Below are 13,776 nucleotides of genomic sequence, written 5' to 3' on the forward strand. Positions count from 1 at the left end.
TTACCTAGCTTGGGCTTGATTTGACCGATAGTTTTGAGTTGATAGGCATTGCAGCTAAGCCTTGGTATCAATTTTTGGGATGCACGTTTAGGGGATTTTACACATCGTGGACGCACCGCAGAAGCTGGCTTTTGTTGTTCAATCTAACCGTTTACAGGGGCTGATGTGGCAGGCGCTGCTCAAGTCCCAGAAGCTAGCCGTCATTCTAGAACCCGCCAAGGGTGACCTAGCCGACTGCATCAGCCAGATTGCCAGTGCCGGACTCACTCTACCCGATGTGATTGTGCTTGATGCCGAAGCGGCAGAGCTGAACCCCTACGAATTTTGCCGCTGGTGCCGGGCTGCGTTTCCTAAGATGCAGGTTTTTCTGACCCGCTGCCGTCAGCTTCACGTTTCCGATACCGAACGGCGCTGGGCCAAGCAGCAGGGGGCAACCGATTTTCTCAGCGGCTTCGATCGCGACACCCTGATGTCTAGCGCCACCGAGAACGTCAAGCGTATTCTCACCAACCTCGACTACCCCTTTCTGAACGAAAAGGCGCTGCTGACGGTGCTGCTCAACATTCGCCGCCAGCTAAGTACTACCCAGGCGGCCTCGCCCAGTCAGGTCAAGCGTCCAGATCCTATCCCCAGAGAGGGGGTACTGCCTGGGCTATCGCTAGCCGCCAGCCCCACCGCCTCAGCCGATTCCCCACCCGCTGCCGAGGCGGTGACTCCAGACCCGCTTAACGACATTGACTGGGTCACCTCCGGTCTACGGGCTCTAGGCAGCGGCAAAGCCCGTAAAGCCGCAAAAGAGTCGTTTACACCTCCCCCACCAGCCGTTAAATCGAACGCTTTGCCCAAGCCAGCCGACAAAAAGCTGGCCGACGGTACCACCGTTCGCCGTTACCGAGGCGTTGTGTACTAGCGTTGAGATGCACCAGCTCTGGCCAAGTACATCGTGAGAGAGGCTAGGCCTGTGAAAGCCTAGCCTCTCTTGTTTATCAACTACTTCTGGCAGTTATTGTTAGGTTTCGGCTTCAGGAGAGGGGTCGCTGGCCTTCTTGGCCGTAGACTTTTTAGCCGTCGACTTAGTCGTCGATCGCCCGCCTGTAGCTTTTGTAGATTTAGCCGTACTAGACTTGGTTGTCTTCTTGGTGCCAGTAGACTTGCTGGCCGCTGCGGTTTTGGCGGTTTTTTTAGCGCCGCTAGACTTGCTGGTCGCTGCGGTTTTTGTGGTGCGCGAGGCCGTCGATTTGCCCCTGCCGCCTTTGCCTTTTTTGGTCGAAGCCTTGGCGTTAAGCCAGCCGATCGCCTCCTCTAGGGTAACGGCATCGACCTCTACGCCCTCCGGCACCGAAGCATTGACCTTGCCATGTTTGACATAGAGGCCGTAGGGGCCGTTAAACACCGCTACGGGTTCTTCATCGTCAGGGTGGGCACCCAGCTCTTTCAGGGGATCGACCTTTTTACGCCCGCGCCCGGCTTTGGGCTGAGCCAGCAGTTCTAGGGCACGCTCTAGCGTCACCGTCAGCACATCGTCGTCACCTTTGAGCGATCGGTAGTCGCGGCCCTCTTTACCCTGGTCATGGACGATGTATGGCCCAAACCGGCCCTGCCCGGCCTTGATAGACTTACCCGATTCTGGGTGGGCACCCAGGGTACGGGGCAGCCGCAGCAGCCCCACCGCCATTTCTAGGGTGACGGCTTCAGGCTGGGTGCCCTTGGGCAGGGAGGCCCGCTTGGGGTTGGGGTTGTCGTCGGTAGGTTCGCCCAGCTGCACGTAGGGGCCGTAGGGGCCAATCCGCATGAAGATGGGTTCCCCAGTATCCGGGTGCAGCCCCACTTTGTCGGGGCCTTCGACTTTTTGCTTGATGATGCGCTCAATCTGCTCGCCATCCAGGTCAGCGGGGGGAACATCCGCCGGAATGGAGGCCTTCACCGACTCTTCCCCGGTGCCAATTTCAACGTAGGGACCGTAGCGGCCGATGCGAATTTTGGCTTCGAGATCGTCGAGCAGAACGGTACGGGCCGCAGTGGGATCGATCTGAGTCTCTCGCTCCTGCACCATGGTCTCTAGGCCCTGATCGCCAGAATAAAAGGCTTTCAGGTAGGGTAGCCAGTCAACTTCGCCCGTGGAGATGTCGTCGAGGGTTTGCTCCATGCGGGCGGTGAAATGCACATCTACCAGGTCAGGGAAGTTTTGCTCTAGCAGCTTGGTGACGGCAAAGGCCGTGAAGGTGGGGATCAGGCTGTTGTTGACCAGATTGACATAGCCGCGATCGATGATCGTGCTGATCACGGTAGCGTAGGTGCTGGGACGACCAATGCCTTCGCTCTCAAGGGTCTTGACCAGGGTGGCTTCGGTGTAGCGGGCGGGGGGCTGGGTTTCGTGGCCGATCGCCTCCAGATCCGTACAGCTCAGCGCGTCGCCCGTGGCCAGGTTAGGCAGCAGCACCTCCTGATCTTCGATCGCGGCGTCAGGGTCGTCAGAGCCTTCTACGTAGGCCCGAAAGAAGCCGGGGAAGTCGATGCGCTTGCCGGTGGCGCGGAAAATAGCATTCTCCACCTCAATGGAAGCGGTGATATTGGTTTGACGGGCCTCGGCCATCTGGCTGGCCACGGTGCGCTTCCAGATCAGGTCGTAAAGGGCGGCTTCGCGCCCGGTCAGTCCGGTTTCTTTGGGCGTTCTAAAGGTGCTGCCAGCGGGACGAATCGCCTCGTGGGCCTCCTGAGCACCCTTAGATTTGGTGGCGTACTGACGGGGCTTGGGGCTGAGGTAGTCGGTGCCGTACTTGGTAGTGACACAGGCCCGAGCGGCAGAAATCGCCTGCTCTGACAGGTGTACCGAGTCGGTACGCATATAGGTGATATAGCCCTGCTCGTAGAGGTTTTGGGCGACTCGCATGGTGTCGCGGGCCGACAGCCGCAGCTTGCGGTTGGCCTCCTGCTGCAGGGTAGAGGTGGTGAAGGGGGGCGACGGCTTGCGGGTGTTGGGGCGCTCTTCCAGGTTGCTGACGGTCCACACCCCAGCCTGCAAGCTCGCTTGCAGTTCGCGGGCCTGGGTTTCGTCGAGGAGCACCACCTCGCGACCCTCGGACACGCGTCCGGTGGCCTCGTCAAAGTCGCTGCCGTTGGCCAGGCGGGTGCCGCCCAGAGAGTACAGCTTGGCTTCGAAGGCGTTCTTATCCTTCAGCAGGGTAGCCTTGAGATCCCAGTAGGAGCCTTTGCGAAAAGCGCGGCGCTCTTGCTCGCGCTTTACCACCACCTTGACCGCTACCGACTGCACTCGGCCCGCCGACAGCCCTCCGGCAATCTTCTTCCAGAGCAGCGGTGACAGCGTGTAGCCCACCAGGCGATCTAAAATGCGGCGGGTCTCCTGGGCATGAACCAGCTGGCTGTCGATGTCGCGGCAGTTGCTGAGGGCCGACTGAATGGCCTCCTGGGTGATCTCGTGGAACACCATGCGCTTGGTGGGCACTTTGGGGTTGAGCACCTGCAGCAGGTGCCAGCTGATGCTTTCGCCTTCGCGGTCTTCGTCAGTGGCTAGGACCAGTTCATCGGCCTCGCGCAGGGCATCTTTGAGGGTTTTGACCACCTTCTTTTTGTCGCTGGGGACAATGTACAGCGGTTCAAAATCGGCGTCGGGGTTGACCCCCAGCTGAGCCCATTTTTCGCCCTTGACGCTGGCCGGGATTTCGCTCGCCGATCGCGGCAGATCGCGCACGTGACCCATGGACGCCTCAACCCGATATCCTGACGGCAGGTAGTTGCGAATCGTCTTGGCCTTGGTAGGTGACTCGACAATAACAAGGGTTGACATAGGGCTGCTGGCGCTTGGGTAATATTCAGTAGCAATCGCGATCGGGCTCTTTTAGTCTACGAGACTAATTCAATAGAGTTTTAATCTATGGCGTCTATAGAGTTCGCAGGGGTAAGGGCCAGTTGATCAACACTGTACTGCACACTTGCCGAACTGCTGATACCCTTGGCTATGAAAACTTAACCATTGGAAATTTCCCCAGCGATCTATACGCTAAATAAATAGATCATTCCGCTGGCTATCGTCCAGTACTGTTGTAGCTCACCTGCTGTTCTAGTTAACCCATTGGCAAACCGTCCTTCGACAGCAGCGAACCTGGTCAAGGGGCGGCGATCGCGTTACTATCTGGCCAAGACCGGGCCGTCGCGAGGACAGTGCATCGACGCGACTGCCCCTGGTCACGGCGCAATTGACCTGGTACGGTTAGTAGTAATCCCGTCAAGCAGAGAAAAGGTATCCATGGATCTCGTCAACCTCGGGGCGCAGCTCAACGCTGGCACCATCTGGCCGGAGGCCGTTCTGTTGGCCACGATTTTGGTGATTTTAGTGGGCGACTTGATCCAGGGGCGCTCATCGTCGGCCTGGACGCCCTATGCGGCGATCGCCGGGGGGCTAGGGGCCACCGCCGCCCTGGTGGTGCAGTGGTCGATGGCCAACCCAATTGGGTTTCTTGGAGCCTTTAATGCCGACGACTTGAGCATCGTGTTTCGCGGCATTATCGTCCTGTCGGCGGTGGTCACAGTGCCGATGGCGATTCGCTACGTCGAGCAGTCGGGTACGTCCCTGGCCGAGTTTTTGGTGATTTTACTCACCGCTACCCTGGGGGGCATGTTTCTCTCGGGGGCCAGCGAGCTGGTGATGATTTTCGTCTCCCTGGAGACTTTGAGTATTTCGTCGTACCTGCTGACCGGCTATATGAAGCGCGATCCCCGCTCCAATGAGGCCGCGCTCAAGTACCTGCTGATTGGTGCCGCTAGTTCAGCGATTTTTCTGTACGGGTCGTCGCTGCTGTACGGGCTGTCGGGGGGTGAAACTCGGCTGGCGGCGATCGCTACCAGCATTGTCAGCGATGGCACCGATGCCCCCATTGGTCTGGTTGTGGCCCTGGTGTTTGTGATTGCTGGCATCGCCTTTAAGATCGCCGCCGTGCCCTTCCACCAGTGGACGCCCGATGTGTACGAGGGTTCGCCGACCCCGGTCGTCGCCTTTTTGTCGGTGGGTTCTAAGACAGCTGGCTTTGCCCTGGCGATTCGGCTGCTGGTCACCGCTTTTCCGCTGGTGTCGGAGCAGTGGCACTTTGTGTTTACCGCCCTGGCCATTCTCAGTATGGTGCTGGGCAACGTGGTGGCCCTGGCCCAGACCAGCATGAAGCGGCTGCTGGCCTACTCCTCCATTGGTCAGGCCGGATTCCTGATGATTGGCCTGGTGGTGGGCACCGACGCGGGCTACGCCAGCATGCTTTTCTACCTGTTTATCTACCTGTTTATGAACCTGGGCGGCTTTACCTGCGTAATTTTGTTCTCGCTGCGCACGGGCACCGACCAGATCAGCGAGTATGCCGGTCTGTATCAAAAAGATCCGCTGCTCACTCTGGGCCTTAGCATTTGTCTGCTGTCGCTGGGAGGTATTCCGCCGATGGCTGGGTTCTTTGGCAAAATCTACATCTTCTGGGCTGGTTGGCAGGCCGGGGCCTACGGGCTGGTGCTAGTGGGCCTGGTCACTAGCGTGATCTCGATCTACTACTACATCCGCGTGATCAAAATGATGGTGGTCAAAGAGCCCCAGGAAATGTCTGACGCCGTCAAGAGCTATCCCGCCATTCGCTGGGATCTGCCCGGTCTGCGCCCCATGCAGATTAGCCTGATTCTGGCGGTGGTGGCCACCTCGCTAGCGGGGATTCTCTCAAATCCGCTGTTTACGATCGCCAACAACGCCGTCACCCAGACCCCAATGCTGCAAAGCCCCGCTGCCCAGGTCGCGGTTCGGCCGTTGCCAGGTACAGCTCAGAATTAGCCTAAATCCGGTATTTGGAAATTAGGGCAGGCCTTGAGCCTGCCCTAATTTCTTTTTTGGCCTGTTTTCCCAATCGCCTAGCAGGGCCTAGGTAGGGCTAGGGTAACTAGCTTCAGGAGGGAATACCGAGTCTACCAAGGGTTTAACCTTATGCTGCTCAGGGTAGGCGGCCAGGGGCAGCAGCACTCGGCTGTGGGTACGGCCATCGTCGAGGGTCGAGAAACTGATCTCGCCCCCGAGCTGGTCGATCAGCAGTTTGCAAATAACCAGGTGCAGCCCCGGAGGGCCGTCTAGGGATGAAGGGGCCAGCACGTCTAGCGGCTGACTCTGGCTAAGTTCTTCCAGCAGCCGGGGCGAGCACTGCCCGTCGTCGGTCACCGAAAGCTCGACCCAGTCGAGGTTGAGCACTCGGCACCAGAGATCAATGCGCCCGCCAATGGGCGATCGGTTGCAGGCGGCCGCCATGATCTCGTAAAGGATGAGTTCAATCTTGAGCATGTCGCCGCCGAGCACCACGTTGCTCTCGTTATGTACCTTAGACCAGAGCTGACGGGCTTCTAGAATGGGGTTGACGCGCTCTACCAGGCGGTTGAGCAGGCTAATCAGCGGCATGGTCTGGTGCTGACGGTGGAGCTGCCAGCGCTCGCCCACCAGGACCGCCTCAGCATTTTCCATTACGGCGGCTGTTTGGTCGTAGAGGAGCTGTAGTTCGCCTGCGATCGCCGTATCCTTGCCCTGTAAGTGGGCCAAATCCTGGGCTAGCTTGCCCAGCGTGCGGTAGAGGTCTTCTAGTCGGTGGTGCTTGTACCAGTTCAGGTTTTCGAGATCCTGGCGCTGCTGGATGAGCATGGTAGTCGTGGTCAGGTGTCGCCGCGACCAGGCCAGCTGACTGGTCAGCAGCTTAAAAATGGTGAAGTGGTGGTTGGCCCACTGCCGATGGGGCTGAGACACCGCTACGGCTATGCCCGTTACCGCATGGGACGGGGCCGTTCTGAGTGCCGTAATTAAGAGCCGCCGGCCCGCAGTTGTTCTCAGCCAGGCTTTGGTATCGGCGGGCAGCTCATCCACGCAGAGGGGCAGCATACCGTCGGTTTGCAGCGCCCAGTTAATCAGCGCATCAGACCCTACCGGAATTGAGTGATGGGTATCGATGCTTACGCCCGTGTCTTGACTCACCATTTGGGTCACGGTAGCGGTAGCGCCGCCCGGCGGCCAGCTCACCAGCAGTACTGCCGCCCCGTGCAGCAGCTGCATGACGTGCTGTAGGGTGGTCTGCTCCAGCTGGTCGGGGTTGAGCCCCTGGTGGAGCGCCTGCAGGCCCCACTGAATCGACTCGTAAATCTGCTGCTGCTGATCGAGCTGTCGCTGTAGCTGCCACTGATGCAGAATGACGCCGATCTGGCGAGCCACGCTCTCAAACAGCGACTGCTCGGTGGTAGTCCACTGGCGGCTGATGCTGTCGCAGATCAGCACCATGCCTTCGGGGGCGTTGCCGGGGGCGACATTGCCCACCAGCACCGCCTGGGCCCCCAGATCTAGCAGGTGGGGTCGCCAGGCCATCAGCTTGAGCTCGTGGGTAAGATTGTCGATGGTGATAGCCGACGAACTGCGCTCTAGCATTTGCCAATCGACATCGTCAAGGCAGGGCCACAGCATGGGCACCCCCCGAGGGCGGCTGGCCTGACTTTGAAAGCAGAGGTCGTAGCCGTTGCGATCGGGATTGAACAGCAGCACAAAAAACTGCTGAATGCCCAGCCGATCTTGCAGAACGGTAAAGCAGGTTTGCAGGGTTTGCTGCCAGTCAACGTCGCCATGAATACCCTGAATTACGCCAGTGGTGAGGTGCTGGTCGAGCTCGGTTTGGCGTCCGGTTTCTTTGGCGACGGCAGCGGGCAGGGCCACGCTCAGCAGCTGGGCCGCACCGATCAAAAACTGTTTCTCAGACTCTTCCCAAATTCGCGGTACGGTGCCTTCTACCGACACAAACCCCATCAGGTCGCCCTGGCGGCTGATGGGGGCGACCATCAGCGACTGGGCCTGAAGCTGCTGCATCAGGCGATCGGAGACGATGGTCTTGAGTGCGCCCCGGCTTTCGCCCACGACCACGAGCTGCTGATTACCCAACGCCTGGTAGAGGCCGCGCACCTCATCGACGGCAATGTGCAGCGATCGCTCGTCCTCAGCACTGGCAGAGCGAGCCGCTGGCCCTGACGTGCGCTGCCAAAAATAGTTGCCCTTGGGCTCAAACCAGAAAATGCGAGTGCGCTGGGGGGTAATAAACCGCTGGGTTTCGCGCACGATCTCTTTGAGCTGACTGTCGATATCGGGCAGGTTGCCCAGGCGGCCAATCAACGCCAGCAGAGGCTGCTCTAGGCGCTTGGTCCGCAGACGCTGCTGCTCAGACTCAAACTGGTGCAGGGTTTCAGCCAGCTCGCCCATCACAATCGCCAGGTAAGAGCGCTCCCCCAGAGAGGCACTCTTGCCCCAGGCGGGGGAGGCCAGCACCAGCAGGCCAAAGCAAACCTCTTGGCGTTTGATCGGGAAAATAATGGCGCTCTGTAGGGCCAGCTGCTTGGCGATGGTGCCCCACTCGCCGGCCCGAATTTCGTTTTGCAGGTCGGCCACAATCAGGGGCCGCTGCTGCACCACCACCTGCTCCATCACATCCCCAGGGGTGAGGTTGATCATGGTGCGAATAGAGCGCATCTGGCGGGGGCTATGGCACCCTTTGGTCACTAGGCGATGGTTGATGCGGTCGTATAGACCAATCCAGGCCACCTCAAAGGCAAACTCCTGGTGCACGTGGTCGATGGCCAGGGTCACAACTTCCTCTGCCGTCATGGCCCCTCGCAGCGCCTTGAGAATGCGCGACAGAGCCATGATTTGATGGTCGTGCCGGTCGGAGGACGAGTCGTGGGGTTGGGATTGCGCCATTGGCGTCAACACTCGCTTTGGGTGCAGAGAACAAATCCGTTAAAAAACGGCTGGCCTGGGTAAGCTAACCCAATGTCAGCCCCCCAGAAATGCCTAGGGCGCTTATCGTACCGGCTTTCACCCACTCGGCGGCAGTTCTTAGCTAGAACTACGTCCAACCAGGCGATCGCGGTTTGATTGCTGTAGACTCCACCCAAGATCTGTACTAGATCTATCAAACGGTCTCAAGCTAGCCTTGCGGGCTGCTTTAATAGGGTATGGCAGGCGTTCGCCCTGGGGGTGGGGCTTTGGTCATCGCCGCTGGGACGGGTCTTTGACCATTGCAGTACCTCCTTCCCCTAAGACCGCTAACCGCTGTGCTCACCTGGCGTGCTCCATAATTGGCAAAGGCGCAAAGGCCGCTGGCAGCCAGAATGTACCTTTAGCCTGAATATCAGTTTACCCTGACCGCCGTTTGCATTCACCACTACAGTCTGTGAAAGATCCTTACCGCCAGCTGGTGCGCCCCCTCCTGTTTCGTGGCGTCACGCTCGACCCAGAATTTCTTCACCACCGCACGATGAACCTGCTGACCTGGCTGGGGCAGCCGGGGCAATCGCCGTTAGCGGCTCGCATCCGGCTGTGGCTGCGGCAGCAGTTTTGCTTTAGCGACCCGCGTTTGGCCCAAACCTGCTGGGGGCTAGATTTTGCCAACCCCCTGGGTCTGGCGGCAGGTTTCGACAAAGATGGCACTGCGGCTTTAGCCTGGCCCCTGCTAGGTTTTGGCTTTGCCGAACTGGGCACAGTCACCTGCTACCCTCAGTCGGGCAACCCCCAGCCCCGCCTGTTTCGCCTGCTGCAGGATGAGGCGGTGCTAAATCGTATGGGCTTTAATAATCAAGGGTCTGCGGCCCTGGCCGATCGCCTGGCCGCCTATTGGGCCAGCCATCGCCCCAGCATTCCAATCGGGATTAACCTGGGCAAATCGAAAGTCACGGAGCTAGCCGATGCGGCTGACGACTACCGAACTAGCTTTCAGCGGTTGTATCCTTACGGCGACTACTTTGTGGTGAATGTTTCGTCGCCCAACACGCCAGGGCTGAGGTCGCTACAGGCCGCCGACCAGCTAGGCCCAATTCTGGCGGCCTTGCAGGCAGAGAATAGCGCTGGCAAACCTCTGCTGGTCAAAATTGCTCCCGACCTGGCCTGGCCTGATATTGATGCTGTGATCGACCTGGCCCAGGCTCATGGGCTGGCGGGCATGATTGCCACCAACACCACGATCGCCAAAGAGAGGCTCAAAACCCAAACCCTGCTCCAGACCGGCAACCGGGTTGCCGACGAGGCGGGCGGCATTAGTGGGGCTCCCCTGCGCCCGCGATCGACTGAGGTGATTCGCTATATCTACCAGCGCACCGGAGGCAGCTTGCCGATTGTAGGGGTGGGCGGCATCTTTACCGCCGCTGACGCTTGGGAGAAAATTACCGCCGGAGCTGCGCTGCTTCAGGTTTACACCGGCTGGGTTTACGAAGGTCCCTGGATGGTGCCGCGAGTGCTGAAAGGGCTGCTAGCCAAGCTAGAGGAGCACCAGCTGCCCAATATCAGCGCCGCTGTGGGGCTGAGTCATCGATCGCAGGTCGATGATCTGGCTAATGTGCGGCCTTCACGCTGAGGCTGGTGGCAAGTTTGTGTCTATGAAATTAGTCAGTGAATTAGTCAGTTTTGGTGGCCTGGTGGGATAGAAATCTCGCCTGTTCTAAGCGGACGGTGAGACGCCTATCCCACTGGACTAGGGGCAATGCCTTCTACTTGCGGCCGGGCGTGATTTTTTCGACCAGTTCTTTAGCGCCTTCGACAACACCACCCTGGTCGGGGTTTTCCTGGCGGTACTGCTTCAGGTTCTCCTCATAGGTTTTTTGTACTCCGTTAGTACGCAACCCAATGGCTATCCCTCTCCTCCCCCGGGCACATTCGATGGAGTGAGTTATGCCCGAGCTGGCTCGGGCGTATACTCTCTGCCCCTACCGCGTGATCCGCGATCTTTAGCACAGAATTTGAATGTTGTGAAACCTGCTTAGATCGCTTTCTGCCTGAGCACGACATTATTTACGGTGGGGGATTGCCTGCTGTAGGATGGTTGCCTGTGTAAAATTTCGGTTGGGTCTGGGCATCGGCGCTAAGTTCACAGGGCGCTTTCGGCTTAGGCTACCGCAGTCGTTGGTATGTTGCGCCGTGGCCCTAATTCCCCCATCCCAGTTGCAAAAGCTTGAGTCTTGCCCCAGCGGCCCCCTGCAGATTTTACCTTTGGCCGCAGCGGCACCTGAGGTAACCGCTAGCCCTGCGGACGGTGCCCCGGCGCTGCAAGCCCTGACCCTATCGCTGACCATACCGACCTACAATGAAGGTCGAAACATTGGCCCTCTGGTCGAACGGCTGACCGCGCTGCTCGATCGCGCCCTGCCCCAGGACTACGAGCTGATTGTGGTCGATGACAACAGCCCTGACCTGACCTGGAATACGGCCCTGGAGCTACAGGCGACCTACCCGCAGCTGCGAGTGCTGCGGCGGCAGGACGAGCGCGGCCTGTCTTCGGCGGTAATTCGCGGCTGGCAGGTGGCCCGAGGCCGCATTTTGGGGGTGATCGATGCTGATTTGCAGCACCCGCCGGAGGTGCTGATTGGGCTGCTCGAAGCCATTCAGCAGGGGGCCGATTTGGCGGTGGGCAGCCGCCATGTGGAGGGGGGCGGCGTTAGCGAGTGGAGCCTGATGCGGCGGGTGCTGTCGCGGGGGGCGCAGACGGTGGGGCTGCTGCTGCTGCCGCGAGTGGTGGGCCGGGTGAGTGACCCTATGAGCGGCTATTTTATGGTGCAGCGCGAGGCGATCGCAGGCCCGCTGCTCAACCCCAAGGGCTACAAAATTTTGCTGGAGGTGCTGGGGCGCGGCAGCATCGACACCATCGCTGAGGTGGGCTATGTGTTTCAGGAACGCCAGGAGGGGGCTAGCAAAGTCACCTGGCGACAGTATGTTGACTATATTCATCACCTGCTGCGGCTGCGGCTAGGGGGACGCATGTCTCGGCTGCACCAGCGCTTCCCCATGCAGCGGTTTGTGCGCTTTGGCCTGGTAGGGCTGAGCGGCGTGGTAGTCGATATGGTAATTCTCTACCTGCTGCACAGTACCCTGGGTCTGCCCCTGACCCGCAGCAAAATTGTGGCGGCTGAGGTCGCCATTCTCAACAACTTTATTTGGAACGACGCCTGGACCTTTGCCGATGTCAGCCAGCTGCAAAAGGGCTGGTCGGCCCGGCTGAAGCGCTTGCTCAAGTTCAACCTGGTCTGTCTGGCGGGGCTGGTGCTAAATGTGCTGGTGCTGAATGTGGTCTACAACCTGGTGTTTGGCCAGCGCTGGGCCTACCTGGCCAATTTGGTGGCGATCGCGATCGTTACCTTCTGGAACTTTTGGCTCAACCTGAAGCTGAGCTGGCGAGTCACTCAGGTGAAATAGAGGGTATAGGGTTTGGGGTGTAGGGTCTTAGGCCAATCCCTTACACCTTCTACCTGTGACCTTAAACCCTTGTACCTTAAACCGGCCTTTCAACGACAGTCGAGGGTGGCAAACACCTGCTCAGCGGTAGTCTGGGGCGCTTCACCGTGGGCCAGCACCCACACAAAGCGAGCGTCGTTGTTGTACTCCACAAACGTTAGCAGGCTAGCGGCGTCGTAGGTTGTCGTCCCCTGGGTAAAGCTTCCCGACTGTATCGCTACTGATACGGGCTGGCCGCAGAGCGTGCGATCTTCTAGCTGTGGCTCACTGAGCTGGTAGTTGCCCTGGGTCGAAACGCTGTCTTGAAACTGCTCGACAAAGGTTTGCTGCGACCGGCGATCCTGCAGGTAGCTGGGCAGCTGCCCCATCGTCAGCAAGATCGACGGCGGCGAGTCGGTACTGGCTACCTGAGTCACCTGTAGACCAAACAGACCCAGGTTAAAAATGCTCTGGCTCTCGCCAGGAATGGCGTAGGTAAACAGCTCTTCAGTTTCGCTAGGGGGCTGGTCAGGGCCAACGGCGAACCGCAGCGTGCGGTTGATAAAAAACGCCAGAGCTAACCCAGCCAGCACCGTTAGCCCCAGGCAGCCGCCACAGCCCGCCGCTAGCCATTTAGCCGTATTGCCGCCCTTGGCGGGTGGGGGAGGAGTAAAGTCGGCCTGGGACATCGCTCGACAAACAGCAGTAGTGCCATGATAGGTCGCCGGAGCCAGTGGACACTGCCGCCGAGTCATGAAACGTTGCGATCGCCCGGTCGCAGCTAGCCGCTATTCGGCTCACATTTGCACTACCCAAACGGAGAGCGCAGCGCCAAGTCGGCCCCAACCCCGCCGCGATAACCAAGAATTTTGGGCAAAAAAGCAGTAAGTTGACCCAAAATCTACCTTTAGCAACTTAAGAAACCTGCCGCAGGAGTGTTTATAATGCTCAATGCTGAAAAATGTTCCTTCAATAGGTAGTTTCGCTATGGCTTTTTTTCGTCTACCCGGTACTCAAGTGTCTGTAGCGACCTGGGGTCGCCTGGGCGTCGCCGCGGCGCTCTGCCTGGTTGGGGCAGTGGGCTGCACTACCCCAGTTGAAGTTTTGGATCCAGACGCCCCTGAGACCGAGACCCCCGCTACCGAAGCACCCGGCGCTACTATTGACGTATTTTTTGGCGATGTCGAAAGCCCTGCTGGCGGTACCGTAAAACAGCTCAGACTGCCCGGCCCCGAGAGTGCGGTGCTCGTCACCTGTGATCAGGAGGGGTTTGTGCCCTTTGCCTACAGCGATACGGGCATGGACTGGGTGGGCTGCGAAACCACTACCCCTGACGACACCGCAGCACTAGAGTCTACCCTGACCGAGCCTGAGCTGTCTGATGTACCCAGCCCTGTAGGCGGTACGGTCTCTCAAGTTACTATCCCCGGTCCCCAGAGCGCTGTTTCGGTGCTCTGCGAGACGGGCTCTCCCTTTGTCTATGAAGACCAGGGCACCTGGATTGGCTGCCAGGGCAGCTAGGT

At 59.2% G+C, this 13,776-nt stretch carries 9 protein-coding genes; 5 read left to right on the top strand and 4 right to left on the bottom strand.

The genetic code is table 11. The annotated features are described in order from the left end of the window. The first annotated feature begins 106 nt into the window (after nt 1-106). On the top strand, nt 107-910 hold the full coding sequence (locus tag ACQ4N7_RS02030) for a hypothetical protein (protein WP_430709947.1): 804 nt from the start codon (nt 107-109) through the stop codon (nt 908-910). Nucleotides 911-1,009: 99 nt separating this feature from the next. On the opposite strand, the gene topA is transcribed toward ACQ4N7_RS02030, so the two are convergent. Beyond that, nucleotides 1,010-3,805: a type I DNA topoisomerase gene (gene topA / locus ACQ4N7_RS02035; protein ID WP_430709948.1), complete on the bottom strand. Its 2,796-nt coding sequence runs from the start codon at nt 3,803-3,805 to the stop codon at nt 1,010-1,012. 459 nt (nt 3,806-4,264) lie between these two features. Between topA and ACQ4N7_RS02040 the strand changes: the two genes are divergently transcribed. Continuing rightward, nucleotides 4,265-5,818 carry an NAD(P)H-quinone oxidoreductase subunit N gene (locus tag ACQ4N7_RS02040; RefSeq protein WP_430709949.1) on the top strand — a complete coding sequence of 518 codons (1,554 nt, stop codon included), beginning with the start codon at nt 4,265-4,267 and terminating at the stop codon, nt 5,816-5,818. A gap of 87 nt (nt 5,819-5,905) precedes the next feature. On the opposite strand, the gene ACQ4N7_RS02045 is transcribed toward ACQ4N7_RS02040, so the two are convergent. After that, nucleotides 5,906-8,752 (bottom strand): GAF domain-containing protein, encoded by a 2,847-nt coding sequence (locus tag ACQ4N7_RS02045; protein WP_430709950.1) that lies wholly within the window; start codon nt 8,750-8,752, stop codon nt 5,906-5,908. Nucleotides 8,753-9,227: 475 nt separating this feature from the next. On the opposite strand from ACQ4N7_RS02045, the gene ACQ4N7_RS02050 reads away from it, so the two are divergent. Beyond that, a complete protein-coding gene (locus tag ACQ4N7_RS02050) occupies nt 9,228-10,403 on the top strand; it encodes a quinone-dependent dihydroorotate dehydrogenase (RefSeq protein ID WP_430709951.1) in 1,176 nt (391 codons plus the stop codon). A 133-nt stretch (nt 10,404-10,536) separates the two neighbouring features. Here the strand turns inward: ACQ4N7_RS02050 and ACQ4N7_RS02055 are convergent, their stop codons facing one another. After that, nucleotides 10,537-10,668, bottom strand: a complete 132-nt coding sequence (locus ACQ4N7_RS02055) for a hypothetical protein (protein ID WP_430709952.1) — start codon at nt 10,666-10,668, stop codon at nt 10,537-10,539. A gap of 304 nt (nt 10,669-10,972) precedes the next feature. On the opposite strand from ACQ4N7_RS02055, the gene ACQ4N7_RS02060 reads away from it, so the two are divergent. Beyond that, on the top strand, nt 10,973-12,235 hold the full coding sequence (locus tag ACQ4N7_RS02060; protein ID WP_430710064.1) for a glycosyltransferase: 1,263 nt from the start codon (nt 10,973-10,975) through the stop codon (nt 12,233-12,235). An 89-nt stretch (nt 12,236-12,324) separates the two neighbouring features. On the opposite strand, the gene ACQ4N7_RS02065 is transcribed toward ACQ4N7_RS02060, so the two are convergent. Then, nucleotides 12,325-12,942 carry a hypothetical protein gene (locus ACQ4N7_RS02065; RefSeq protein WP_430709953.1) on the bottom strand — a complete coding sequence of 206 codons (618 nt, stop codon included), beginning with the start codon at nt 12,940-12,942 and terminating at the stop codon, nt 12,325-12,327. 298 nt (nt 12,943-13,240) lie between these two features. On the opposite strand from ACQ4N7_RS02065, the gene ACQ4N7_RS02070 reads away from it, so the two are divergent. After that, complete coding sequence (locus tag ACQ4N7_RS02070) at nt 13,241-13,774, top strand: hypothetical protein (protein WP_430709954.1); 534 nt, start codon at nt 13,241-13,243, stop codon at nt 13,772-13,774. Nucleotides 13,775-13,776: the final 2 nt, after the last annotated feature.

It is taken from the genome of Nodosilinea sp. AN01ver1 (assembly GCF_050565655.1).
GTDB lineage: Bacteria > Cyanobacteriota > Cyanobacteriia > Phormidesmidales > Phormidesmidaceae > Nodosilinea.

Excerpts from the sequence above, each read along its gene's own strand:
- topA (WP_430709948.1), bottom strand. The coding sequence starts at position 3,805 with ATGTCAACCCTTGTTATTGTCGAGTCACCTACCAAGGCCAAGACGATT.
- ACQ4N7_RS02040 (WP_430709949.1), top strand. The coding sequence starts at position 4,265 with ATGGATCTCGTCAACCTCGGGGCGCAGCTCAACGCTGGCACCATCTGG.
- ACQ4N7_RS02045 (WP_430709950.1), bottom strand. The coding sequence starts at position 8,752 with ATGGCGCAATCCCAACCCCACGACTCGTCCTCCGACCGGCACGACCAT.
- ACQ4N7_RS02065 (WP_430709953.1), bottom strand. The coding sequence starts at position 12,942 with ATGTCCCAGGCCGACTTTACTCCTCCCCCACCCGCCAAGGGCGGCAAT.
- ACQ4N7_RS02070 (WP_430709954.1), top strand. The coding sequence starts at position 13,241 with ATGGCTTTTTTTCGTCTACCCGGTACTCAAGTGTCTGTAGCGACCTGG.